The 26,879-nt window shown below is 38.9% G+C and carries 20 protein-coding genes; 9 read left to right on the top strand and 11 right to left on the bottom strand.

What is annotated here, in order from left to right; genetic code table 11:
* The first annotated feature begins 97 nt into the window (after positions 1-97).
* The 5 genes from uxaC (at position 98) to OQZ33_RS13985 (ending at position 6,497) form a co-directional block, all read left to right on the top strand.
* Positions 98-1,498, top strand: coding sequence for a glucuronate isomerase (uxaC, locus tag OQZ33_RS14005; protein ID WP_265799644.1), 1,401 nt, complete (start codon positions 98-100; stop codon positions 1,496-1,498).
* 84 nt (positions 1,499-1,582) lie between these two features.
* A complete protein-coding gene (locus OQZ33_RS14000) occupies positions 1,583-2,638 on the top strand; it encodes a sugar kinase (protein ID WP_265799643.1) in 1,056 nt (351 codons plus the stop codon).
* On the top strand, positions 2,631-3,293 hold the full coding sequence (locus OQZ33_RS13995) for a bifunctional 4-hydroxy-2-oxoglutarate aldolase/2-dehydro-3-deoxy-phosphogluconate aldolase (RefSeq protein ID WP_265799642.1): 663 nt from the start codon (positions 2,631-2,633) through the stop codon (positions 3,291-3,293). The genes OQZ33_RS14000 and OQZ33_RS13995 overlap by 8 nt, the downstream gene beginning before the upstream one ends.
* A 21-nt stretch (positions 3,294-3,314) precedes the next feature.
* Complete coding sequence (locus OQZ33_RS13990) at positions 3,315-4,754, top strand: MFS transporter (protein ID WP_265799641.1); 1,440 nt, start codon at positions 3,315-3,317, stop codon at positions 4,752-4,754.
* A gap of 117 nt (positions 4,755-4,871) precedes the next feature.
* Positions 4,872-6,497 carry an NADP-dependent glyceraldehyde-3-phosphate dehydrogenase gene (locus OQZ33_RS13985; RefSeq protein WP_265799640.1) on the top strand — a complete coding sequence of 542 codons (1,626 nt, stop codon included), beginning with the start codon at positions 4,872-4,874 and terminating at the stop codon, positions 6,495-6,497.
* 215 nt (positions 6,498-6,712) lie between these two features.
* Here the strand turns inward: OQZ33_RS13985 and OQZ33_RS13980 are convergent, their stop codons facing one another.
* The 5 genes from OQZ33_RS13980 to OQZ33_RS13960 all read right to left on the bottom strand — a co-directional run bounded on the left by OQZ33_RS13980 (position 6,713) and on the right by OQZ33_RS13960 (position 15,117).
* Positions 6,713-7,456 (bottom strand): rhamnogalacturonan acetylesterase, encoded by a 744-nt coding sequence (locus tag OQZ33_RS13980; RefSeq protein WP_265799639.1) that lies wholly within the window; start codon positions 7,454-7,456, stop codon positions 6,713-6,715.
* Positions 7,456-8,478, bottom strand: a complete 1,023-nt coding sequence (locus OQZ33_RS13975; protein WP_265799638.1) for a pectinesterase family protein — start codon at positions 8,476-8,478, stop codon at positions 7,456-7,458. Before OQZ33_RS13975 ends, OQZ33_RS13980 begins: the two co-directional genes overlap by 1 nt.
* A 77-nt stretch (positions 8,479-8,555) precedes the next feature.
* On the bottom strand, positions 8,556-10,109 hold the full coding sequence (locus OQZ33_RS13970) for a DUF4957 domain-containing protein (protein WP_265799637.1): 1,554 nt from the start codon (positions 10,107-10,109) through the stop codon (positions 8,556-8,558).
* Between the two features lie 11 nt (positions 10,110-10,120).
* Positions 10,121-11,917: a RagB/SusD family nutrient uptake outer membrane protein gene (locus tag OQZ33_RS13965; RefSeq protein WP_265799636.1), complete on the bottom strand. Its 1,797-nt coding sequence runs from the start codon at positions 11,915-11,917 to the stop codon at positions 10,121-10,123.
* Between the two features lie 11 nt (positions 11,918-11,928).
* On the bottom strand, positions 11,929-15,117 hold the full coding sequence (locus OQZ33_RS13960; RefSeq protein WP_265799635.1) for a SusC/RagA family TonB-linked outer membrane protein: 3,189 nt from the start codon (positions 15,115-15,117) through the stop codon (positions 11,929-11,931).
* A gap of 266 nt (positions 15,118-15,383) precedes the next feature.
* On the opposite strand from OQZ33_RS13960, the gene OQZ33_RS13955 reads away from it, so the two are divergent.
* The gene (locus OQZ33_RS13955) at positions 15,384-16,418 is read left to right on the top strand and encodes a LacI family DNA-binding transcriptional regulator (RefSeq protein WP_265799634.1); all 1,035 of its coding nucleotides are present in this window, start codon (positions 15,384-15,386) and stop codon (positions 16,416-16,418) included.
* Positions 16,419-16,557: 139 nt separating this feature from the next.
* Positions 16,558-17,742, top strand: a complete 1,185-nt coding sequence (locus OQZ33_RS13950) for a class I SAM-dependent rRNA methyltransferase (RefSeq protein ID WP_265799633.1) — start codon at positions 16,558-16,560, stop codon at positions 17,740-17,742.
* A gap of 114 nt (positions 17,743-17,856) precedes the next feature.
* On the opposite strand, the gene OQZ33_RS13945 is transcribed toward OQZ33_RS13950, so the two are convergent.
* A complete protein-coding gene (locus OQZ33_RS13945; protein ID WP_265799632.1) occupies positions 17,857-18,108 on the bottom strand; it encodes a DUF6814 family protein in 252 nt (83 codons plus the stop codon).
* 10 nt (positions 18,109-18,118) lie between these two features.
* Positions 18,119-19,642: an MFS transporter gene (locus OQZ33_RS13940; protein ID WP_265799631.1), complete on the bottom strand. Its 1,524-nt coding sequence runs from the start codon at positions 19,640-19,642 to the stop codon at positions 18,119-18,121.
* Between the two features lie 138 nt (positions 19,643-19,780).
* On the opposite strand from OQZ33_RS13940, the gene OQZ33_RS13935 reads away from it, so the two are divergent.
* A complete protein-coding gene (locus OQZ33_RS13935; RefSeq protein WP_265799630.1) occupies positions 19,781-20,671 on the top strand; it encodes a bestrophin family protein in 891 nt (296 codons plus the stop codon).
* Here the strand turns inward: OQZ33_RS13935 and OQZ33_RS13930 are convergent.
* From OQZ33_RS13930 to OQZ33_RS13915, 4 genes are all read right to left on the bottom strand, one after another.
* On the bottom strand, positions 20,668-21,273 hold the full coding sequence (locus OQZ33_RS13930) for a Pr6Pr family membrane protein (RefSeq protein WP_265799629.1): 606 nt from the start codon (positions 21,271-21,273) through the stop codon (positions 20,668-20,670). The genes OQZ33_RS13935 and OQZ33_RS13930 overlap by 4 nt on opposite strands.
* Before the next feature lie 574 nt (positions 21,274-21,847).
* Positions 21,848-23,134, bottom strand: a complete 1,287-nt coding sequence (locus OQZ33_RS13925) for a hypothetical protein (protein ID WP_265799628.1) — start codon at positions 23,132-23,134, stop codon at positions 21,848-21,850.
* Positions 23,135-23,288: 154 nt separating this feature from the next.
* The gene (locus OQZ33_RS13920) at positions 23,289-23,834 is read right to left on the bottom strand and encodes a hypothetical protein (RefSeq protein ID WP_265799627.1); all 546 of its coding nucleotides are present in this window, start codon (positions 23,832-23,834) and stop codon (positions 23,289-23,291) included.
* A complete protein-coding gene (locus tag OQZ33_RS13915) occupies positions 23,827-24,384 on the bottom strand; it encodes an RNA polymerase sigma factor (protein WP_265799626.1) in 558 nt (185 codons plus the stop codon). The genes OQZ33_RS13920 and OQZ33_RS13915 overlap by 8 nt, the downstream gene beginning before the upstream one ends.
* A 217-nt stretch (positions 24,385-24,601) precedes the next feature.
* Between OQZ33_RS13915 and OQZ33_RS13910 the strand changes: the two genes are divergently transcribed.
* Positions 24,602-26,839: a S41 family peptidase gene (locus OQZ33_RS13910; RefSeq protein ID WP_265799625.1), complete on the top strand. Its 2,238-nt coding sequence runs from the start codon at positions 24,602-24,604 to the stop codon at positions 26,837-26,839.
* Positions 26,840-26,879 lie beyond the last annotated feature (40 nt).

Genomic DNA, 26,879 nt, shown 5'->3' with positions numbered 1-26,879 from the left:
GTCTGTGTCCTCACAGACCACATTAAAAAATACGATATAAAAGATAGGCGTTTTGAAAATCTCAAATCTCGTATCTAATGTCTCAAATCTCAAAAGAATGAAACCTTTTTTAGACGAAAATTTCCTTTTGCAAAATGAAACAGCTGAAAAGCTTTACCATGATTTCGCAAAATCATTACCCATTATCGATTATCACAATCACTTAATTCCGGAGCAAATTGCAAACGATAAGCAGTTTGAAAATATTACACAGGTTTGGTTGGCAGGCGATCACTACAAATGGAGAGCGATGCGAGCCAATGGAGTTGATGAAAAATACATCACCGGCGACGCATCTGACTTTGAAAAATTTGAGAAATGGGCTGAAACGGTACCTTACACTTTGCGTAATCCTTTATACCATTGGACTCATTTAGAGCTGCAAAGATATTTTGGAATCGCCGATATTTTATCTGGCAAAACCGCTCGTAAAATTTACGATGAATGTTCTGCAAAGTTGCAAACTCCAGAATATTCTGTTCGCGGCTTGTTGGCAAAAATGAATGTAGAAGCGGTTTGTACGACTGATGATCCGCTGGATAGCTTAAACTTTCATCAGCAACTGGCAGCCGAGGGTGTAGCCTTAAAAATGTTGCCGGCTTTCCGTCCGGATAAGGCGATGAACAGTGATGATGTTGCCGGCTTAAACGATTATATTAACAAATTGGAAGGTGTTGTGAGTAAATCAATCTCCAGTTTTCAAGAATATATCGACGCCTTAAAAAGTCGCCACGATTATTTTGCCGAAAACGGTTGCTCGGTTTCCGATCACGGCTTAGAGCAGATTTATGCCGAAGATTATACGGATGAAGAAATCAGCTCAATTTTTGATAAAATCCGTAGCAATCAGGAGATTTCTTACGAGGAAAACTTAAAATTTAAATCAGCTATGCTGATCTATTTTGCAGAATGGGATCACGAAAAAGGATGGGTGCAGCAGTATCATCTAGGCGCTTTACGTAATAACAATGCCCGAATGTTACGTCAGTTAGGCCCAGATACAGGATGGGATTCAATTGGTGATTTTAGCCAGGCGAGAATGCTTTCAAAATTTTTAAACCGTTTAGATAACCAAGATAAACTGGCGAAAACCATCATCTACAACTTAAACCCTGCAGATAATGAACTTATCGCCACAATGATTGGAAACTTTAATGATGGTTCTGTTGCGGGCAAAGTTCAGTTCGGTTCCGCCTGGTGGTTTTTAGATCAGAAAGACGGCATGATTAAACAATTAAATGCACTATCAAACATGGGGCTTCTAAGCCGTTTGGTGGGGATGTTGACAGATTCACGTAGTTTCTTGTCTTTCCCACGCCACGAATATTTCCGCCGAATTGTTTGCAATCTGTTTGGCGAAGATGTGGAGAATGGAGAATTGCCAAATGATATTGAGTGGGTAGGCAAGATAGTGCAGGATATTTCTTATTTTAACGCAAAAAATTACTTTACCTTTTAATTAAAAATTTCGGTGGCGTTTTCATGAACCGGAATAATCTGGTTCGTGGCCACACGAACTAAAGCAAAACCGATAAAACATATAATGAGTGACCAGATATCATCCTTGGTAAAAAAAGGAGAAAAAGTTTTAAGTTTCGGAGAAATCCTTTTGCGTATTTGCCCTGATATGGATGGGCAATGGTTAAAGGAAAGTAGGTTGCCTTTTTACGTTGGTGGCGCTGAACTAAATGCGGCCACTGCATTGGCGTTGTGGAATGTTCCATCTGCTTATTTATCGGCTATGCCAGATAATTCTGTTACCCGAGAGATTGAAGAGTATTTAAAAGTTAGAAATATTGATACCTCGCCAATGGTTTTTGGCGGCGATAGATTGGGGTTATACTATCTCCCAAAAGGGAAAGATTTAAAAAATGCCGGAGTAATTTACGATAGGGCAAATTCTTCTTATGCAGAATTGAAAGTTGGTCAGATTGACTGGGATAAAGTTTTTCAGGGGATTACCTGGTTCCATTTCAGCGCTATATGTCCTGCTATCAACCAATCGATAGCTGATGTTTGCCTTGAGGCTTTAAAAGAAGCAAGTGAAAGAAATATTATTATTTCGCTGGATTTAAATTACAGAGCTAAACTCTGGAAATATGGTAAAGATCCGATAGATGTTCTACCTGAACTGGCAAAATATTGCACTTTAATCATGGGCAACGTTTGGGCGGCTAACAAAATGTTAGGTACTGCTCTTCACGAAGATTTAAAGCCCACAGAAGGTTATGCAAAGGAAACGTTACTGCAACAAGCAACGGATACCTCTAAAGAAATATTAAGTTTGTTTCCAGCTTGCAGAGCTGTAGCCAACACCTTCCGTTTCGATAATGGAAAAGGAATACAATATTACACCGCAATTTATACCGAAGACAAACTAACCGTATCTGAAGAATATGTTTCAGATGAAATTTTAGATAAAGTAGGCAGTGGCGATTGTTTTATGGCAGGATTAATTTATGGTTTTTATAACCAGTTACCTGTGGAAGAAACTTTAAATTTTGCAACCGCTGCAGCCTACGATAAATTATACATTCCAAGCGATGCCACGACGAGTACCGTAGCAGACATTGAAAAAATAATGATACGCCATGATTAGTAACAAACACAAAATTTTAGATGCCATTTTAGAACAAGGGATGCTTCCGCTTTTCTATCAGGATAGCGAAACTGGAAGTGTAGAAATTTTACGCACTTTGTATAATGCAGGTGTCCGCGTTTTTGAATATACCAATCGTGGTAAATCCGCTTTACCTAATTTTAAAAAGTTAAAAGAAGTACGTGATGCTGAAATGCCTGATCTTTATTTGGGTATTGGCACCATCAAAACAGCTGCTGATGCAAATGCTTTTATCGATGCCGGAACAGACTTTATCGTGGCGCCAATCGTAAACCCTGAGGTAGCTGAAATAGCGAACAAAATCGGGATGCTTTGGATTCCTGGATGTATGACGCCGACGGAAATTAGTATTGCACAACAGCATAAAGCAATGTTAATTAAGATTTTCCCTGCCAACATTTTAGGACCGGAGTTCGTATCATCAATAAAAGATTTATTCGCAGGGCAATTATTTATGCCTACAGGTGGCGTTGAAATCGATGCTGAGAATTTAAAAACCTGGTTCAAGGCTGGCGTTTGTGCGGTAGGCATGGGCAGCAAATTAATTAGTAAAGACGTAATGGCAAAAGGCCTTTATGAAGAACTGGCAGATAACACCAAACTCGCACTCGACTTAATTAAGCAAAGCAAGTAAAATTTAAATACCACTAACCAAATGAATCAACCAAAAATAGGCAAATACCGATGGACGATATGTTTACTCCTGTTTCTTGCCACCACCATAAATTACTTAGATAGACAGGTACTTTCGTTAACATGGACAGATTTTATTAAACCAGAGTTTCATTGGGATAATAATGATTATGGAAATATTACCGCATTGTTCTCTATATTTTATGCCATTTCAATGCTTTTTGCTGGTCGTTTGGTTGATAAGTTAGACACCAAAAAAGGCTTTCTCTGGGCAATTGGTGTATGGTCTGTTGGTGCGTGTTTACATGCTTACTGCGGTATCGCTACTGCCGGAATCATCGAAGGCAATTGGTTTGTAGGATTCGAAGGAGCAAAAGAAATTATTGGTAGAGTTAACGATACCGGAATGGTTGTTTCGGTAAGTGTTACTTTGTTCATCTTTGCAAGATTTGTTTTGGCAGTAGGTGAAGCCGGGAATTTCCCTGCGGCGATTAAAGCCACAGCAGAATATTTCCCTAAAAAAGACCGTGCTTTTGCAACCAGTATCTTTAATGCTGGGGCTACTGTGGGTGCTTTGGCTGCTCCGATTACCATTCCTTTTATTGCGAAGGCTTATGGCTGGGAAATGTCTTTCATCATCATCGGTGCTTTAGGTTTTGTATGGATGGGACTTTGGGTTTTCGTTTACAACAAACCAGAATTGCATAAAAGAGTAAGCGCTGAAGAGTTGGCCTACATCCAACAAGATTTAATCGCAGATAGAAAATTGGCCGATTATGTAGAAGAAACCAAAGAAAAAGTATCGTTTATCGATTGCTTCAAATACAAACAAACCTGGGCTTTTGCCTTTGGTAAATTTATGACGGACGGTGTATGGTGGTTCTTTTTATTCTGGACACCAGCCTATCTTAAATCGGTTTACGGAATGGACTCTACCCAGAGTGCTTTACCTTTATTTGTGCTTTACATGATTACGCTGCTATCCATTATCGGCGGCTGGTTACCAACTTACTTCGTTGATAAAAAAGGCATGAACCCTTACGAAGGCAGAATGAGAGCGATGCTAATTTTCGCATTTTTTCCGCTTTTAGCTTTGGCAGCACAACCTTTGGGTCATATTACTTATTGGATTCCAGTAATCATCATCGGTATTGCCGGAGCAGCACACCAGGCTTGGTCAGCAAATATTTTTTCTACCGTGGGCGATATGTTTCCTAAAAAAGCCATTGCAACTATTACTGGCATCGGTGGTATGGCAGGCGGTATCGGCTCTTTCATTATCAATAAAGGATCGGGTTTACTGTTTGATTATACGGGTAAAAATGAAATCGTTTTTATGGGTTTCAAAGGCGAAGAAGCCGGTTATTTCATTATCTTCTCTATCTGTGCGGTTTGTTACTTAATTGGCTGGACAGTGATGAAAACATTAGTACCGAAGTATAAAGTTATCGAATTAGCATAATTATCAGGCTGAAGGTTTGCGAATTAACTACGCTAAACCTTCAGCCTTAAAAATAAAACTAATCTATACTTAAACTATAGATTAACACCATTATAAACCCTAACAACCAAGCCAACATTGAGCACCACGCTAAACCTCGAAAGTATTTTCGTTGAAGAGAACCAGATTCCAGATGAATTTAGGCTCAAAGAAGAAATCAATCAAAAAGAGTTTCTATCTAATGGAGAAATGAAACCGTGGAACGGACCTTTTAACGAGGTTTTTTCTCCAGTTTGCATCAAAACTCCCGAAGGATACAAAAGGAAGCGCATCGGAAGTTTTCCCGTATGTACCGAAAAAGAATCCACCGAGGCTTTAGATGCAGCCGTAGCGGCTTACGATAATGGTCGCGGGCAATGGCCAACCATGAGCGTAGCCGATCGCATTACCTGCGTAGAAAACTTTACGCACAAAATGCTGGAGCAAAAGGAGATTGTGGCTAAGCTGATTATGTGGGAAATTGGTAAATCTTACGCCGACTCAATCAAGGAATTCGATCGTACAGTTGAATATATTTACGCAACCATCGATGCCCTGAAAGATATTGACAGGCAATCTTCTCGTTTCGAAATCGAGCAGGGAATTGTTGCTCAGGTACGTCGTTCGCCGCTGGGCGTTGTGCTGTGTATGGGTCCGTTTAATTATCCCTTAAATGAAACTTTTACTACTTTAATTCCGGCCCTGATTATGGGCAATACACTTTTATTTAAACCACCTAAACACGGAACGTTATTGCATTATCCCTTGCTAGATGCTTTCCGTTCAAGCTTTCCAAAAGGAGTTGTAAATACCATTTATGGTCGCGGAAATACCATTGTACCAGGTTTAATGAAATCAGGGAAAATCAATGTATTAACTTTGATCGGTTCAAGCAAGGTGGCAAATGAGCTTAAGAAATTGCATCCAAAAGTAAACCGTTTAAGAGCTATTTTAGGCTTAGATGCCAAAAACGCAGCCATCATCACTAAAGATGCTGATCTGGATCTGGCGGTTTCTGAAACTGTTTTGGGCTCACTTTCGTTTAATGGCCAGCGCTGTACAGCATTGAAAATTGTTTACGTTCACCGAAGTTTGGCACAAGAATTCTTAAAACGGTTTTCTACAGAAGTTGAAAAGCTAAAATTCGGAATGCCTTGGGAAAAGGGCGTAAATCTAACGCCGCTACCTGAATTAAATAAACCTGAATATTTAAAAGATTGCATTGATGATGCCATTGCGCATGGCGCTAAAGTGGTAAACAAGAATGGTGGTCAAATTTTCGAAACGTTTGTTTATCCTGCCATTGTATATCCGGTAAACAGCAACATGAAACTGTATCGAGAAGAGCAGTTTGGACCGATTGTACCGGTTGTTCCTTTTGATGATTTGGAAGAACCCATCGAATATTTAATCGGCTCGCCCCACGGACAACAAGTAAGTATTTTTAGCAGCAATGCCAATGTCATTTCATCACTAATCGATCCTTTGGTTAATCAGGTAAGCCGGGTAAACATTAATTGCCAATGCCAACGCGGACCAGACGTCTTCCCTTTCACAGGCCGTAAAGATAGTGCCGAAGGAACACTTTCTGTCGTTGATGCTTTGCGTTCCTTTTCTATCCGCTCATTGGTGGCCACCAAATTTACCGATGACAACAAGAAACTATTAAATGAAATTGTGAATGGGAATGATTCAAATTTCTTAAGTACGAAGTATATTTTTTAGTAAATAGTTAAAAAGTTGGCCGCAGATTCACAGATTGTTTTGTGAATCTGCGGCTTTTTTGCCTTTTGAGAGATAATCAGCTTGATTTGAAGAATCCTGAGGTGGAATTTATTAAGCATCTTTCATGCTAATGATACCCTGAAATAAATTTAGCATGACGACTAGGTTAGAGAAATAGCAAAGCAATCTCAAAAGCCAATAGCTGTAGCAACCCTTTATTTCAATTTCTTCACCAAGCTCAGTTTGTTTTCTCTGATTCCCTGCACTGCCAGGCCGGCTATTTGTTTCGCGCCATCTGGACTTAGATGTGTATCATCCTTTTTCCCTTTGGGATAATTTACATGTCCGGAATCAACATGAAGAAACAATTTTATAGATGCCTGATTACCTAATTTATTCAATAATTTTTCTGTTTTGGCCAGCATATCAATCAGCGGCACTTTTAATGAATCTGCAACCAATCTTGTAATTTTAGGATAATCGCCATGCGAATCTACCAGCACACCGTCCTTAAAGCTTCTCCTCGAAATTGGTGTAAGCAATACGGGAATGGCCTTTTTACTCCTGGTTTCATTAACATAATTAATAAGGTTGATTTTAAAATCTGCTAAGGAAACACCAACCGTTGGCTTATCGATTTTCTCATCATTGTGCCCGAATTCAATAAATACATAATCGTCCACTTTCAAATTATCCAAAACCGGTTGCCATCGCTTTTCAGCACGGAAAGATTTAGTACTTCTGCCATTTAAAGCCCTGTTATCTACTTTCACTTCGTCCTTAAAAAAACGCTGCAATTCCATCCCCCAACCCGTTTCAGGGAACTTATCTGCTGCCTTATTTGCCGCAGTAGAATCGCCAATAATATATAGGACTGTTTGTTTCTGTTGAGATTTGAAAGCAAACAATAGCACAAGGAGGGCCATGCCAAAGCCGGCGTAAAATTTTGGTTTATTCATTATAAATCCGTTAAAGGGTTCCAGTGATCAGATCCACTGAGAATATTTTTAAGGTTGCATGTTTTAGCTTCTTTATCTGATAATTGTTTGGTCCATGGGAGTCGGGTTGATGGTGAAGCGCCCAAACCTGCACTTTGATATTCGGCGTAAAGTGCGGTTTGTTCTTTATCAGGAAACATTTTGTCACCTTTCCAGGGACTCCATCCGAGAGGTGAAATATGCTTCCCTAATTCGCATTGGATGAAAACTGTTTTGGCGTATGGCCGCCATGGACGTCCTAAATAGGCTTTGGAAACGTAAGGATCAGCAATGATTTTGCAATTCAAAAACACAAAACCGAAAGGTTGATTTTGTGAGGTTGAGGCGGCTGTAATGTAAGAATCGCTTAAATTTTTGATAATACAATTCTGAAAAACTACAGTCGATTTCCCGAAAATAAAATCGGTTGTTCCTTCAATAAAGCAATCCTGGTAAAACTGGCGACTACTTTCTGTTGCTGCATATAAAGTATCCTGATTGCCTGAAATATTACAGTTCTTTGCGGTGAAACGATCGCTTTCAACATGCAATGCTACTGCCTGCCCAACACGACCGGCAGCGTTTATGATGGTCAATTTTTCCAACGAAACATCACTCCCCTGAACTAAAATTGTGTAAGAAGTATAAGTAGACATCTTCTCCAAACCAAATGCATCTTTGCCTCCAGGAACCGGTTTTCCAGAATAATCGTTGTTGGTGATGATGGTATGTTCTTTACTTTCTCCTATCAGTTTCAGGTTTATCTTCCAAGAAGGAATAACGATTTTTTCCTGATAGGTACCATTTTTAATTTTGATGACTACTTGTTTTTCCCCTAAATCACGAATGGAATTTACCGCTTCCTGAATGGTTTTGTAGTTTCCAGTACCATCCTGAGCAACCGTAATTTCTGCCGGGTATCTAGGGTCCTGAGCATTTGCCTGAATGAAAGTTAGTACCAGAAAAAGAAAAATGAAATATTTAAACGATGTAAGCTGACTCATGCTATAAATTTAAACGCTAGAATTTAAAATCCATAAAAAAGGCAGATAAAATCTGCCCTTGAATATAAATAGGGATATTAATTTCTCCACCTCGGATCTCCGACCGCGTTGGCTCTCAAATCTGATTGACTAATGGTAAAGTTGCCTGCAGCTGCATTGGTAAATCCAGGATTTAGGGTTGTAAAGGTTCCCGTATCATTTCTAGCATTTGCAGCGGTACTTGCTGTAAAGTTAGGGGCATTAAAATAGTTATTTTCCGTTACCGAAGTTAGTGTTGTTGACGCCTGATTTGTATAGTAGTTGTCGCTATCTGAAATGATATTTTTTGCAAACGTTATCTGGTTCAGCAGCAAACGAATGTATAAATAGCGACCAGAGGCTTTACTTAACGCTTTATAAAAGGTATTTGTCCTGATGGTGATGATGCTGGTGGTACCAGGGAAATTAGTCGTTCCGTCCATTCTAAACAGATCTCTTGAGCCATCTTCAGTGATGTTAAATACCGTATTGTTTTCAAACAAAAAGTTTTTGGCTAAACCAGTTCTGAAATCTACAAAACCAGCTCCCGCACAGGCTACATCATGAATCAAATTCCCTCTAAAAGTAATGTTTTCTGCAAGAGCTTTTACATTAATGTATAAAATGCCTTTTGCATAATTCTTAATTTCACTATCTTGGATTGAAAGATTTCCATAGGCATTATCTGAGGCTTCATCATAAACAATTGTTTGACCGGCTATAGAACCTGTACCATCCAGCAACAAATCTTTTATTGCCAGCCCCGCGTTAGCTCTAAGTTTAAAGGCTGCCCCTACTATAACTGGTTTAGAAGATGGTCTAGCGCCTTTTAAAGAAATAGATTTGCCAATCACTAAATCTGCATTGATATTGTATGTACCTGGAAAAAGGGCAAAAACATCACCAGCATTTGCGTTAGTAATTAAGATAGCCAAGTTATCTGCAGGTGTTACGGCAATAGCGCCACCTAAATCAAGTGGGGTAGTAAACGTAATTGTGCCACGTACTTTTGCGCCGTTAAGCAGTTTTGCCGTGTATACCGTTTCGCCTGTTAAACCTGTAATCACCGCTTCGCCAACAGCAACTTCGGCGGCAGTAATGGTAAGGGTAATATTGCCTGGGGTAAAGGTAATTGTTGTAGCTGCTTGTCCGGCTGGCCAGTTAAGCGTGGCAGATGTTGCCGTCAATTTAGCCGTATTTACAGCCTGAAAAATTTGCTCTGCATCAGTTTTGGCTGTAGCGGTAACATATTTTGAATCTGTTACCCCTTCGCCAACCGCCTTTACACGGATGGAATATTGCGTATCACCAGTCAAACCTGTTAGCGTATACGGAACTTGCAGAAATGTAATGTTATCAACTGTTTTTGTTGGCGTTCCTGAGAAATCGGCAGTTTCAAAAACTTCGATTGTATAAGTTTTTGCATTATTAACTGCCTTCCAGGTTAATCTAACGCCAGTTTTATCAACAATGGTAGCGGTTAAGCCTGTTGGCGAAAATGCCCTGTCTACTTGCAGCTTTGTAATTTCTTCCGTTACATTATCTTTACAACCCAATAAACCAATTGAGGTCAATACACAGCAAATGATGGTATATAGTTTATTTCTATTCATAACCCTGTTCATTATAAGTTCAAGTTTTTGTTGTTCAACAATCCGTTGGATGAGTCTAAGAAAACCTGCCATATCGGCCAAACTTGTTGTGCGTTTGGATCTTTAACAGCTAGCGCATCCCAATAAGTAGAAGCATCGCCAGTAGCCACCATCGTCCAGGCTTTATTAGAAGTATAACCTAAAGCCACACCCTGGGCATCGGTATCGCCAAAATTTAAACCATAAATTTCGACATTTTCGCCATTGGCAGCTGTTTTGTAATATATTTTTAAAGGAAGTGCTGCATATTTACCTTGTCTGTTTTCTAATTGTTGCAACTTCGTTTTTGCTTCAGCGATTTTTGTGTTGAGCAAATTCCAGCGAATTAAATCGCCTTTCCTCAACATTTCGCCTGTAAATTCCAATGCTCTCTCATTTACAATAGCATCAAAAAATGTTTGCTTAGATGCCGTTGCAGATGCCATAAATGTAGTTACTTTTGCTGCGTTGCCCGGGAAAGCACGATCGCGGATCATTTTTAAATATGGAGCAGCGGCAGCTGGTCCATCCAACTCATTAATGGCTTCAGCGGCCATTAAAACTACGTCTGCATAACGCATATACATCCAATTCAAGCCATCATCGTTGGTTGAGGTAACGCGTCTTTTCATCCACTCGTAACGGTACTTACCGAAGTATAAACGGCCTAAGCTTGACGGAACCTGATATCCACCTGTGTCGCCGGTGCCGCCATCCCATTCGTAAGGCACCACGGTAACGTCTCTTCTAACATCACCTGTTTCATACTCGTAAAGCATAATTGGATTGGGTCCATTAGTGCCACCTTTATTCTGACCGGTGTATTTATCTGTTTTTAGATGCTTCACTCCCAAATCAAAAATCACACGGCCTCTGCCTTCACTAAAAGGAATTTCCCAAACAGACTCTAATCCTGCTGCACCAGCCTCTTCATTAAGTTTTCTGAAAACTTCTTCGAAACCCAACAAGCGAAGTTTGCCACTATTAATAATATCCACACATTCTTTTTTGGCAATGGCATACATTTTATCTTTCGATAAATCGGCATCGGCACTCAAGCGAACCGTACCATCCAAGCGTTGTGCATAACCACCTGCAGCCAAGGCCAAACGGGCTCTCAATCCTTTAGCAAAAGCTTTGCTTACACGCTCTACCTTAGCAGTTGTTGCATTTTCATTTGGCCATGGCAGATAACCTGCTGCTTCATCCAGATCTTTTAAAAGCTGTTTATAAATTACATCTCTATCATTTCTGGCCAGATAAGTTGTAGCTGTCGTAATCGGTTCGAAACGAGCAGGAACATCGCCCCAACCTTTAATTAAATCATTATATAAAACGGCACGAAGCGTTAATATTTCGCCAAGAATCTGCGCCATTTGAGGGCTGCTTGAAATGTTACCATAAGTTCGGATACCGCTAATTGCTAAGTTTGCTCGCTCAATGCCTTCATAAAACTTCGCCCAGGCATTGTTATCTGTATTCATCTGCCCGTTATTTACGTTGGTGTTGTAATTTGAAAGCCGCGATTTATCATCAGCCGTTGCTTTTAAGGCATTATTTACTTCAGTATCGTTGTTAATGCCATAGAATACTAAAAAACGACCGCGATAAGAATTGGTTTCGCCAAAAGACTGGATAATTCCAGCAACTGCTCCTTCTGCTAAACCCGGCGTTGAAAAAATAACTGATTCATCCAAAGACGATTTAGTTGGTGCTTCCAGCGTCTTTCTACAACTGTTTAAAGTAGTTATCCCTGCAATAACAAACAGGATATATATAATCTTTTTCATATTCTTAAAAATTAGAAATTAACATTTAAACCAAACACAAACGACTGACTTTTAGGGTAAGCCGAGTAATCTACTCCCGGCGTAAGGTTGGTTCTACGGCGGGTAGAAACCTCTGGATCGAAACCTGTGTAATTTGTTAATAACCAAAGGTTATAGGCAGAAGCATAAACCCTTAATTTTTTCATTTTCAGCTTTTCAGATATTTTTGATGGCAATGTATAGCCCAATGTTAATGTAGATAAACGCAAGAAAGATCCATCTTCTACAGCCCAATCGCTTAAAACGAAAGTTTTCATATATGGCGACCATAAAGTAGTATTTGCATTCATCGCTGTAAGTTCAGCAGGGTCGTTACTGATGGTTCCATCAGCACGAAGATTGTTCCAACGGCTGCCACTTTCCATAATCGAAATCATATTTCTAGAATTGTATTTACTGGTTGATGTATATTCGATTTTATTGGCATTGTAAATATCATTACCATAACTCCAATTGAAGTAAGCGCCAATATCGAAGCCATAAATTCTGGAATTAACTGAAAAACCTCCGGTATTTAATGGGTTTGCATTTCCGATAACCGTTCTGTCTGAAAGATCTATTTTGCCATCACCAGAAAGATCTTCAATCTTCATTGTACCCGGACGGATCGTTCCTAAAAATTCCTTACCATCAACTACGCCTGGCTTTAAGGTCCAGGTACCGGTAGTTGAGTTGAATCCAGAAAAATCAGAAACTTCATATCTTCCTGCATTGCGGTAGCCATAAATTCTTCCAACTGATGATCCTTCTTCCACTAAATAATCAACATTAATTTCTGTGGATGCCCAATTGGATGTACCATTGATGTTTTTAATTGCGCCTAATGAGATGATTTTGTTTCTGTTGAAGTTGATGTTGGCACTAAAACTCAAATCAAAATTTGTTTTTTTAATGGCATTCCAGTTCAATGAAAACTCCAGTCCTTTGTTCTGTGTTTCGCCGATATTGCGATATTGAAAATCATAACCAGTACCAGCAACCGGAAATTGAAGCAGTAAATCTTTCGTACGGTTTAAATAGGCATCAATGGTACCGGTAAGTTGATAATTGAATAATGAAAAATCCAATCCGATATTTTTAGTCACTGTAGTTTCCCACTTCAAATCTGGATTCGCCATTGTTTTTGATGCTGCCCAGTAGTTATTAAAGCCATTTACCCAAGTGGTTACCGAGTTTTGGAAAGTTTGGTTCATTTGCCCGGGAGGAATATTATTGTTACCAGCCGTACCGTAACTTGCTCTTAGTTTCAAATCTGTTAGCCATGATTTGGTTCCTTTCATAAAGTCTTCCTGCGAAACTCTCCAGGCTCCAGAAACTGAAGGAAAATATCCCCATCGATTTTCAGGAGAAAATTTAGATGAGCCATCTGCTCTAAATGTGGCGCTTAACAGGTATTTACCCTGAAAATCATAGTTTGCCCTTCCAAAAAATGAAAGTAATTTATCATCAGGAGAAAAGTTATTGTCAATTGAGTTGGCTTTTCCTTGCGTTGATAATACTCGTGCTTCCTGAAAACCAAAAGATTTTGGAAATCCATGTACCACGTTGGTTAAAACACCTAATTCTGTTTTAATAAATTCCTGCCCCAGCAACATATTCAGGTTATGATCTTTACCTAAAATTTTACTGAAATTATAATTTAAGGTATTGGTGTTTCTGATACTGTTTCTATTGGTATTGGTGAATATAATCGCCGGAAAATTCTGGTTCTCCGCTGACGGCACATTTCTAACGTAATAGGTTGTGTTGCCATAAAAGCGATCCATGTCATTTCTGAAACCATCATAACCCACTTCAGACCTTAATCTTAAATTTTCGATGATATCATAGCTTATTGCACCATTGATATTGTAGGTTTTTCGATGCACATACTGATCATTATCAGAAATAGAAATCAGTGGATTGTATAGATTAAATTCATCATCCGTTTCGGTAGTAGTGGTTAATCCCGGAACTGGAAATGATGGATAAAGCATGGCATTTTTCAATCGGGAATCGGCAGAAGAAACCTCATTTTGTTCATTTGCACCACCACCTTTCGTTTTTGCATCCGCGTATCTCAAACCAAAATCAAGGGTTAAGCCTTTGTATAATTTGTGATTTAATTTGAAGTTGATGTTCTGTCTTTCAAAGTCTGAAAGTTGCATAATGGCTTTGTCTTTGACAAAACTATGGCTTAAGCTGTACTTCGTTTTTTCGCCACCACCGCTAATGTTTATGTTTTGGTTAAAGGTAGTTCCGGTGCGCCCGAAAATAATTTCCTGCCAATCGTTAGCAGGCACATTTCTATACAAATCAATGTCTTGATAGTTGCCAAAATATTGAGTGTAGTCATTTGGTGTCTTGTCTAAAGCCGCCCTTTCGTACTGCCAGGTAACATAGTCAATTGGCGTTAAAACATCAAGTTTATTAGCCAACTGCTTAACGCCCGTAAAAACGTTGTAACTTACCGATGTTTTACCATCTTTACTGTTTTTTGTTGTAACCAAAATTACACCGTTTGCACCCCTCGACCCATAAATTGCGGTAGATGATGCGTCTTTTAATACATCAATAGTTTCGATATCTTGTGGGGCTATATCAGCGATCGATGCAACCGGGAAACCATCAACAATATAAAGTGGAGAGTTATCACCGGTAATTGACCCGCCACCGCGAACACGAACCACTAAATCTGCATCGGGAGAACCTTCGGTAGTGGCAATGTTAATCCCAGCTACCCGACCCTGGATGGCTTCTAATGCTGAAGAAACTGGCGCCGCTGCAATTACATCTGCACCAACAGAAGAAACTGCTCCGGTTAAATCTTTCTTCCTAACCACACCATAACCAATGTTAACAGTTACTTCTTGCAGTGTATTGGCATCTTCTTCTAAAGTGATATCCAATTTGCTTTGATCAGCAAGTGTGATGGTCCGGGTTTTATACCCAATGTAGGTAAACGTAAGCACTCCGCCCTTTTGGGGCACAGTAACTTTAAATACGCCATTTGCATCGGTACTGCCGCCAGTTTTCGAATCTTTTACGGTTACACTAACGCCCACCAAAGGTTGTCCGTCTGTCTTGTCTTTAACCGTTCCCGTAAACTGCTTGGTTTGCGCGCTGGCTACAGAAAACACAAAAACAGATAGAAGTGATAAAACGAGTAGAAATTTGCTCATAATTATTAATTTTATTGAATAGTTGATTGCTAAAGAATTGGGTAATTCATTGCAGAAAGAATATATAATTCTATTGCAGCATATTTTTGTTGGTTAATATTTGGTTAGAATGATATAACAATTTTACAAACTTAAAATGGTTTGAAATCAGATTTAACTAAAAAAGTGTGCAAACGTTCCCAAAAACGTCATTTTAACGCTTATTAATATGGGTGTCAAGAATGCCATAAAAGATATTTTTTGTAACTTGTTCGCATTACCATAAAATGAGATTTGAAACTTCCACCATAAAAGACATCGCCAAGGCGCTCGGACTATCAACTTCGACGGTTTCCAGAGCTTTGCGAGATCGTTATGAGATTAGTGAGGAAACCAAAAAACTTGTTTTAGCTTATGCGGAAAAGGTAAATTATCGGGCCAATCCAATCGCCCGGAGCTTGAAGGAAAGGCGCAGTTATTCCATCGGTATTATTGTTAGTGAGATTGCCAACAACTTTTTTTCACAGGTGATAAATGGCATCGAATCCATTGCATATGATCGAGGCTACCACGTAATTATTTCTCAAACCCATGAGTCATACAAGCAAGAAAAACTTAACGTAGAGCATCTTGCATCAAGATCGATTGATGGTTTGCTAATCGCACTTTCGTCGGAAACGCAAGACATCACTTATCTCCGGAATTTATATTCAAAAGGATTGCCTATTGTTTTTTTTGATCGTGTACCGGAAGATTTTGACACGCACAAAGTGATTGCCAACAACTTCAAAGGTTCTTTTGATGCTACTGAACACCTGATTTTATCGGGGAAGAGAACGATTGCACATTTAACGAATTCTGAAAATTTATCCATCACCAAAGAGCGTTTAAAAGGCTATCAGGCGGCTTTGGCCAAATATCATATTGAATTTAAGCCTGAATTGGTAAAATATTGCCAGCACGGAGGAATGCATTCTGCAGAACTTGAGCAAGCAGTAAAAGAACTTTTGCCTTATAAACCGGATGGTATTTTTATCTCAAGCGATAGGTTAACCACCGGTTGTCTCATGGCTTTAAAAAAAACCAATCCAGAGGTTGCTCATAAAATTGCCATTGCCGGTTTCACTAATTCCAATTTGGTCGAATTATTTTCTCCATCCCTAACATCTGTTAAACAGCCCGCCTTTGAAATGGGACAAGTAGCCACTGAACTTTTAATCTCTATGATTGAGGCTAAAAGGGAAATTACCGAATTTGAGACTAAAATTCTTGATACTGAACTGGTAAGAATGCAGAAAAACATCGGAAACAGATTCTTGTAAACCGCTAGTTGTAAGGCGTTCTTGCGATATGCGTTATAAAGTTTAATTAATCAGACGTGATTAAAAACTAGGACAGGCTCAAGCTTCTACACTCAACACTTTAAAGTCCCAACTCCAAACTAATTATTACCTTTGCAGCATGGTAGAAATCGTATTAAAAAAGGGGAAAGAAAAAGCTGCACTACAAAGACATCCATGGGTATTTTCGGGCGCACTTGAAAAGGTAAAAGGAAAGCCTGAAAATGGAGAAGTGGTTAAAGTTTCCGCCTTTGATAATGAATTTCTTGCCTATGGCTATTTCAACAGTAATTCTAGAGTTGCCGTTCGTTTATTAGAATGGGATGAAACACAAACTATCGACAAAAAATGGTACGAAAATCGTTTGAAACAGGCTATTGCTTCCCGTCAGTTTATTCTTAATGAGCAAACCAATACTTGCCGTTTAGTATTCAGCGAAGCTGATTTTTTACCTGGCTTAATCGTCGATAAATATGCTGGTTTTCTCTCTCTACAAATTTTGAGTTCAGGAATTGAAAGCGTTAAAAAGGATATTGTTGAGATCTTAAAAGCGGAACTTCAACCTAAAGGGATCTTTGATAAGAGCGATGCTACTGCCCGTACGCATGAGGGTTTACCAATTGAAAACGGCTTGCTTTGGGGTGAAAATCCACCTGAGTTTTTAGAAGTTAAAGAGAACGGTATTGCTTATCATATCAACATCGCCGAAGGTCAAAAATCTGGCTTTTATTGCGATCAACGCGACAACAGAAAAATATTAGCCAGTTATACCAAAGGCAAAAAGGTATTGGATTGCTTTAGTTACAGTGGCGGTTTCAGCTTAAATAGTTTAGCAAATGAGGCAGCCAGTATTACCAGTGTAGACAGTTCTGGCTTAGCCGTAGAAACCCTTAAACAAAATGTAGCGCTTAACAAATTTGATCCCACCAAAGTTACAGCCATCCAATCTGATGTAAATAAACAGTTGAGAGTTTTTAAAGAGTCGGGCGAATTATTTGATGTCATTGTACTCGATCCACCAAAATATGCACCATCCCGTTCGGCCTTGGATAGAGCGGCAAGAGCCTACAAAGATTTGAATAGATTAGGTATGCTTTTGCTGGAGAAGGGCGGTTTACTGGCGACTTTCTCTTGTTCTGGCGCCGTAGATATCGAAACTTTCAAGCAAATTATTGCGTGGGCAGCGCTTGATGCAGGTAAAGAAGTTCAAATCATTAAGCAGTTTTGTCAACCTGAAGATCACCCGGTTAGAATATCTTTTTCTGAAGGAGAATATTTGAAGGGTTTGTTGTTACGGGTTTTATAAAAGTTCAAGTATAAGTCTCAAGCCTTTACGCCTGCGCTCATTATAAACCATAGCCGTCAACCTAAGCCTTGAATGTTATTTTTCCGTGGCAATCCGTGTTTCCGTGGCAAAATGCTAAATATCCTCAGAACTTTCCGGCAACCGTTCGTATTCGCCCTTCCATGCATAAAACCCAAAAATCATCAGCCCTAAACTAATCGGCAAGAAGATAAAAAGAATAATCCCCCATTGTAACATGGTATTTGTTCGTTCAATATCAGTATGGGTTAAGCCCACTTTTTCTACCGCCTGAATAAACAAAAAAGTCATCGCAACCGGCCCTAAAATCATCCAAACTAAACCTAAAAATTTCTTTAACGCATTCATTGTAAAATAGTTAATCGTTAATACTGTCGTCCTTTTTGTTTGATAGATAAATGGTTCCTATGATCAAGCTCAATGCGGCAATTCCGATGGGATACCATAAACCAGACAATGGCGTTGACCCAGCAAAACTGGCAATCAAGGTAGCAATAAAAGGTACTAATCCCCCGAAAACACCATTGCCAATGTGATATGGAAGCGACATGGAAGTGTAGCGGATTTTTGTCGGGAAAAGCTCAACCAGAAATGCAGCAATTGGACCATAAACCATGGTTACCAGTAAAATCTGAAAGAAAATCAGGCCTACAAATTTCCAAAAAACGGGTATTGGCAGCACTTTGTCTTTTAACATTTCGCCTCCCGAAAGGATGCCCCGCTGACTCGATACGGTATCCGTTTTTACCATGTTAAAGCTCGCTCCATTTTTCAGAATTATTTGAGTAGCCGAAGTTCTTAAGCTATCAGTGCTGTTGCCAATTAACAAGGCGCTTGAAGGGAGAGCTTTTGAGGTTAAAATATCGCTTTGTTCTACCTTGCTAAAATCGGTATCATCTAAAAATGTTTGATAGATTGGGCGATAAAAGATGATGCCCAAAAGCATTCCACTCAACATGATCCACTTCCGGCCAACTTTGTCGCTCCAGGCTCCGAATATTACAAAAAAAGGTGTCGCAAAAGCAATTCCCCAAAGTAAAATATAGCGTGAATCGTTAAAATCTAGCTTACAGGTATTTTCTAAAAACGATTGCGCATAAAACTGACCCGTATACCAAATTACACCCTGCCCCATCGTTGCTCCAAAAAGGGCGAGCAGCACCATTTTAAAATTGGCTTTGTTATTGAAACTTTCTTTCAATGGATTTTTAGAGATGTTGCCTTCTGCTTTCAACTTAGAAAACATCGGCGATTCGTGCATCTTCATCCGGATATAGATAGACACTACAACCAATAAAATAGAAAGGAGGAATGGGATTCTCCAGCCCCAGTCGCCAAAAGTTTCGGCACCCAAAATGTTCTTGGTAATCACAATAACGCCGAGCGACAAAAACAGCCCTAAAGTAGCCGTAGTTTGAATCCAGCTGGTAAAAAATCCGCGTTTATCTTTTGGTGCGTGCTCCGCTACATAAGTTGCAGCACCACCATATTCGCCACCGAGCGCCAAGCCTTGAATTAAGCGTAAAATCAGCACTAAAATAGGCGCTGCATAGCCGATGCTTTTGTAAGATGGAATTAAACCGATAAAAAAAGTAGACCCTCCCATTAATACTAAGGTTAACAGGAACGTATATTTTCGGCCAATTAAATCGCCCAGGCGACCAAAAACCAATGCACCAAATGGTCGCACGATAAATCCTGCTGCAAAAATAGCTAATGTATTAATTAAAGCTGAAGCACCTGCATCCTCTGGAAAAAGTTGATGGCCAATAATAACAGCTAAGCTGCCGAAAATGTAGAAATCATACCATTCGATTAATGTGCCGAGTGACGAGGCACCGATTACTTTAAAGATATTGTTCTTTGGTGAAGTTTCGCTCATGAGATGTTAGGAATATTTGGTTTCCCAATATAAACATTTGCATGACAATCGGCAACCTGCACTCTTAGTAACTATATTTGTTACACAAGCAAACATTTCAGCATTTGTTTTGTATTTTCAATCTCCATTAAACATGATATGCTTTTAATACAAAACATTAGACTTAGTAGAATTTTAAGAAATACCTGGCATGTTGATTTAATCATGATCGCTTCCTGCACCGCAGCATACTTCATTAGAGAATATCTGATTGCCCACCATTTCGTCATCCCGACCATTATTCCAACTGTTTTGGGTACAGCGATAGCATTTTTTATCGGTTTTAATAATAACCAGGCTTACGACAGGTGGTGGGAAGCCCGCAAAATTTGGGGTGCACTGGTAAATGATTCACGGTCTTTTACAAGGGCTTTGCTTAATTATGTTGACGAAGACCCGGCTACCGCAAAGCGGATGATTTGTAGGCATATTGCATTTTTATATGCTTTAAAGGCAAGCCTGCGAGGAACCGTTGATGAGATATACATCAAGTACCTACCCAAAGAAGATCTGAAGGAAATTGAAAAGCATAACAATGCGCATAATGCTATTTTAAATATTCAATCACGAGACCTGCAAAGGTTGTCGAAAGGAAACCATATTGATGGGTTTAGATTTATTGAAATTAACGAAATGTTAGTGCGTTTCTCGGATTCGATGGGGATGAGCGAAAGGATAAAAAACACCATTTTCCCAACTACCTATTCCTATTTAACAAAGGTTTTTATTTGGTTATTCGTGGTTACTTTTACTTTAGTAATCAGTCAGGATGCAGGACCGGCGTCAATATTTTTAGGCTGGTTAATTGGGTTTGTTTTTGTATCTACCCAAATCAATGGAATGAGCCTGGTTGATCCGTTTGAGAATAATTCTGCAGGAATTCCATTAAATCAGATTACCAGAACAATTGAAATTAATCTGCTGCAAATGATGGAGGAAAATGAAATTCCTGAGCCTATAAAACCCATCAACGAAGAATATGTACTTTAACGTTTAGCAAGCTTCTTCCCAACCCAAATCAGCAATAAGGAAAGTATCCAAAAAAGAAACAGGCAGCCAAAGGCGTTCGCTAGAGCTTTTGGATAGCCCAAATCAACCACATTGATAAACGGGTAAGGGTACTGGTTGATTAAATATCCACGGATGACAATAAACATAATGTAGGCCAATGGATAAAGCAGCCAAACGAAAGCAGCTTTATATTGCAGCGTTTGCTTGTTGACGAATAACATCCAAAACCCTAGAAATATTAATGGGTTAACAACATGGAGCAATTCGTCAGCAACCCTGGCCCATCCCACAGGGCTAAGTAAACCCCGTAACAAAACATTGTAAATTATGCCTACTACAACAATGTAAACCGTTATTGCTGTTTGTGTTGATGGCTGGGAAAAGAATACTCCTAATTTAGTTTTGCTAAACAGAATTATTGTAGTAAGGCAAATGGCTACTGTAATGTTTGTAGTAATGGTAAAAAAGGATAAGTATAATTCAGTAGTTGATAGAAAATCATACTCAGCAGCTTTTAAACTCACTATAAATTGCAAAACTAAAGCAAACCAGACCACGGCGGCGCCGAATGTCAAGTACATTTTTATAGCAGGAGATGACTTCATATTAGGGATGTGCTGATGGTTAAGCAAGGTAAGTATTTACCCTTAATGCTTAGCAATAAGGAACATCGAATTTAAGTCATGACCGATTATTACCGAGTGCTTGTACCAGCCTCTCTTCAAATAGAATTGATTTTTCTTTGAATTCTTGATCAACAAAAGAGATGTTAGCCATTGCGGCGATGATTTTACAGTTTCTATCTACTAGAATATTTGAAGGGAAGCCGTTGTTAATATTAAGCTTTGCGATATCAGCCTTGCTTCAACTTACAATTTCGTATTGATAATTGTTCTTCGCTTGAAAATATTTTACTGAAAGTGGAGCATCTTGTGCAATGCCTATTAAACGAACGCCTTTCTAAGCATATTTCCAGAAAAAATATGTTTTCATGAGCAGCAAAGATAAATCAAATACGCCAATGCAACATTAAACAAAAAAGTCTTACTGAATTTCCAGCAAGACTCTTAGTTTGTTTGGTGATTATTTTCTTGTGCAAAAATTTCTCGGCTTAGCCCAAATGGCGATCATTGCAATTAAGCTGGCCTCTAAAAACTATTTAAAAGTAATTGACCCGTATTCGGTTTTAACGTTAACATTTGCTCCACCGCCGCTACCAATTTTGCCTGCATATTTTTTGGTTTCGTCATCCCTGCTCACTAAACTGGAGGTAACATTAGCGCCATATTTAAAGCCTGCATATGAAGTTGAAACGTTGAAGTTCCCATTAAATCGATCAGCGAAACCAAGCCCTACGGAAACATATTCGCCCCCGAAAGTGAAGCTTTTGCAGGCTGGAGTAATTTCGTTTACGTTTAACCTGTTGTAATCCATATTAATATTGGCATCGCCATTAAGCGTACCCAGATTTACATTTGAATATTCTGCATTAACTGCTATTTTGCCCGCTGCAGCAATATTTAAATCGCCATAAGCCTGTTTAACTACAGTATTCCCTTTTACAGTATTGATGTTTACTTTAGCATATTCGGCACTTAACAGCAGGTTTCCGCCAATGTTACCTACTGTTAAACCTTTACCATACTGGACTTTGATATCTGCCGATCTTCGGATGGTGTTGATATTTACGCCAACGTACTCAGCATCTAACTCTAAAGTTCCTACAGCACCGATAGTTACCGGGCCGTTGTACTCATGTTTAACTACAGCAGCATTCATATCCTGAATATCGCACTTGCCGTACTGAACATTAATGTAATTGTTGCTGTTATTTAAATTTCCTGCAACCAAGTTTCCATATTGTACTTTTAATGAGGTTGGTCCGGAGAAATTCCCTACTTCAACATTACCATATTGCTGCAAAACAGATAGCGGGTTTGAGGCCGGCATGTATACCACATAATTAATTTTCACTTCTCGTCGCCAGGTTGTTACCCCATTTCTTACACCTCTTCCCCAACGGCCACTTCTATCAGCCAAATTGGTTCTTATCGAAACCACATCACCACTTTTAGTAGCATCAATATTTACAGCATCCAGCAATTTCTGCACATCATTATCCGAATTGCTAAACGCTTTAATGTCTATATCTACTTTAACTTCTTTTCTATCCCAGGTTTTTACCACCACAGAGCCATATTGATTGTTCAAGTTTACTTTATCGCTATTATCAACGCTAAAGCTTTTTGAAAAACTTTTCGACCGTTCGGCATCAGCACCCGATTGAACATCGGCGCTCACAGTTACATTATTGTTAAGAGATACCGAAGTTTTATTCACTGCATAGGTATTGTCTGATGTTGTTACCATTACAGTCTGTTGCGCATTCGCTTTACCGGCAATCAAAGCCACTAAGGCTAAAAATATTTTAATTGTTTTCATGTTGTTAATTGTTAAACATTTATTTGCTCCACCCGCCGACCGGTTTTGCTTTGAAATGTTGTGAGCGTATTTTATTAGTATCAAGTAGTTAGTATCAAGTATCAAGACCGGGTTCCAAAACTTTACACTTTCTACTGTTGACTTTTTACTTCTTCTAAATCTGGTTTACTTTTTTATAATCGTCTACCTGATTAATGATTAGCAATTGTTGTTTTAAAAGTTGCAACTGGATTTCGCGGTTTTTAACCATTGCTTTAACTACGAAAGTTTGGTTAGGCGATGTCGGAAGCTCCAATCTTAAACGTTCATATTCTTCATCTAATTTTGCCAAATCAGCAGTAAATTTTTTATAAAGCTCTGGGTTTGCCGATGCGAAAATGGCCAGGCTATCTCTTTTCTCGGTGATTAATCCCGTAAAATGAACCTCTTTCTTTGCGTAGGCTTCGTTAACATCAGCGATTTCTAAATCTTTGTTTTGCAACCTTCCGGCGTACAACCACACTAAACCGAAAACCACTACCAAACTGGCGGCTACACTCATCCATAAATACAGCTTTACAGGTTTTTTTTTATCTTGTTTTACTTGATTTTGTTTTGAATCTAACTCTAGCTCTATTTTGGCCCAAAGCCCCACGGGAGGCTCCATTACATCAAAAGCCTTCCGGTTTTCTTTAACAAAAGTTTCTAATCTATTATTCATCTCTCATCCCTTTCTGTTCTAAAATACTTTTTAACTTTTTCTTCGCCCTCATGTATTGTGTGCGACTTGTGTTTTCGCTTATTTTTAAAATATGTGCAATTTCTTCGTGGTCGTAACCTTCTAATAGATACAAACTTAATACCACTCTATAGCCATCGGGAAGTTCTGAAATGGCATTCCTAACCTCGTCGGCTTGCAATTTCACTTCATATTCATCGGCAGAAATTTCATCAGGTATTTCTGATAACTCTTCCGTTCCAACAAATTCAAATTTACGCTTGCGCAGATAATTGATCGATTTGTTGATTACAATCTGCTTGAGCCAAAGCCCGAAAGTAGTTTCCTGTCTAAAATCTACAATCCTGGTAAATGCATCTAAAAAAGATTCTTGTAAAACATCTTCAGCCTCTTCTTCATAATTCAGAATTCGTAACGCCACATTATACATCGCCTTTGCATACAGTTTGTATAAATCAAACTGTGCTGCCCGGCTGCCCTGCATGCATGCTTTAACTAGCTCTAGGTTTTTATCTACGTAAACGGTTTCCAAAATTTTGAATATTCTGATTATAAGACAGGCGGGATTCTAAAACGTTGCATCAAGGTATAAAAAAAATTAACATCCCTCTACAAGGTGACTGTTGATAACATTTGACACCCTGGTTTTATAATATAATAACCGACTAAAAAATAACAAGAATGATTTAGCAATTATAAATTCAAGCGTTTATATTTACTTACTCATCCTAAAATACAAGGATCTAAATATGAAACACTACTTACTATTTGCGCTCTTGCTTATCTCTTGCAAAATTCATTCACAATTTCAAATCAACGGCAGTTTCGAGAAACTGAACAACACTCATATGCCAGAAGGATGGTCTTTCTCCTTCTTTGCGTCACAAAAAACCGCCTATCCTGCACTACTTGATAGCGTTACTAAGCATCATGGCAAGTATAGCATCCTGTTGGAAAAAAAAGGAACTGGCGCTGATTTTGGTGTGATTGACTACCCGATTACTCAGAATTTTGAAGGTAAAAACATAGAATTGAGAGGTTACATCAAGACAGAAAATGTAAATAAGGGATACGCAGGCTTATGGATGAGAATTGATGATAAAAACGTTCAATCTATTGGTTTTGATAATATGCAAGACAGAGGTGTGAGTGGTACTAAAGATTGGAAACAATATACCATCAAGCTTGATTATGATAGCAAAGAGGTAAGGGCTTTACACATTGGCGGTTTACTGGTTGGCGAAGGAAAAGCCTGGTTTGATAATTTTGAGATTTTCATAGATAATAAGCCTATAAACAAGGCAGCACTTAAAAAGATAATGGTAGCTAAGGCCGATCTTGACACCGCATTTGCAAACAGTTCGGGAATAAAAGAAATCAATTTAAGCGATCAGCTATCAACCAATTTATTAGTTGCAGGGCAGTTTTGGGGCTTTTTAAAATATCACCATCCAGCTATTGCTCAAGGAGGTTATAACTGGGACGCAGAACTCTTTAGATTATTGCCTTCTGTTTTACAGGCTAAGAATAATAAAGAACTAAATGTTGTACTGGAGAATTACCTTACTAAACTCCCAAAACCTGATGTTTGTAAAAGCTGCAAAAAAATAGCCCAAGAGCACTACCAGATTAAGCCCGATTACGGATCATTATTTGACAAGTCTTTAATAGAGCCGGCGCTATTAAGTAAACTCAGCTTTATAAGAGATAACCGAAACACTGGCGATAGTTATTACATCGGGATGACTCCAGGGATAGGCAATCCGATTTTCAAAAATGAAAAGCCTTATTCAAAAATGACTTATCCAGATGCAGGCTATCGCTTATTATCGCTTTTCCGTTACTGGTCAATGATTAACTATTTTTTCCCTTACAAAAACGTTATCGGCCAGGACTGGAATCAGGTATTAAAAACTTCTTTACCCGAGTTTGTAAATGCAAAAAACGAGCTCGACTATGGAAAAGCGGCCTTGAAATTAATTGCTTGCGTAAATGATACCCATGCAAATTTATGGGGTGGTAGCGCAGCGATTACTAATTTTAAAGGTAAATATGCACCACCGTTGCAAACAACCTTTATAGAAAATAAACTGGTGATAACTGATTTATATAAAGATACACTTGATGTAAAAAGTAAATTAAAAATAGGAGATATAGTTACAGCAATCAACGGGAAAGATGTCGGTTTACTTATTAACGAATTCCTTCCATTTACGCCTGCCTCAAATTATGATACGCAACTGCGTGATCTACCAAACAATTACATCCTCAGGGCAAATAAAGCAAATGTGAATTTAAAGATAAACCGCGATGGTGAGCAGTTTGGTTACGATTTACCCATGAGAATATATGGCCGTGGAGGTAAGGATTCTGACTTTGAAAAAGCGGAGCCGTTTAAACTCATTAATGAAAATACGGGATACGTTTTTCCCGGCAAATATAAAAATGCAATGCTTCCTGATATCAAGAAACTTTTTGCCAGCACCAAGGGAATCATTATAGATATGCGTTGTTATCCTTCAGAATTTATGCCTTTCACTTTTGGCAACTATATTAAGGGTTTATCTACACCTTTTGTAAAATTTACCCTGGGGAGCGTCGCTTATCCTGGCTCATTTGCATTTGGGGCAACAGTTCCCAACGGTAAAAAATCATCTGATAATTATAATGGGAAAGTTGTCGTAATTGTAAACGCTATTTCTCAGAGCCAGGCAGAATATACAACTATGGCTTTCCAAAGTTCGCCCAACGTGAAAGTAATTGGCAGTACCACTGCGGGTGCCGACGGAAATGTGAGTGACATTGTTTTACCAGGCGGATTGAAAACCATGATTTCTGGCATTGGTGTTTTTTATCCTGATGGAAAACCCACACAAAGAGTTGGTGTAAAAATCGATGAGGTAATTTATCCTACTATAAATGGAATTAAACAAGGTAAGGATGAATTGCTTGATAAGGCAATGGAAATGTTAAGCAAAGAATGGTAGACACTTTTAAACCAAAAAGGGACTGATCACATTGATTTAT

It is taken from the genome of Pedobacter sp. MC2016-05, assembly GCF_026239735.1.
Classification (GTDB): domain Bacteria; phylum Bacteroidota; class Bacteroidia; order Sphingobacteriales; family Sphingobacteriaceae; genus Pedobacter.
This window is presented reverse-complemented; position numbering and strand designations above follow the sequence as displayed.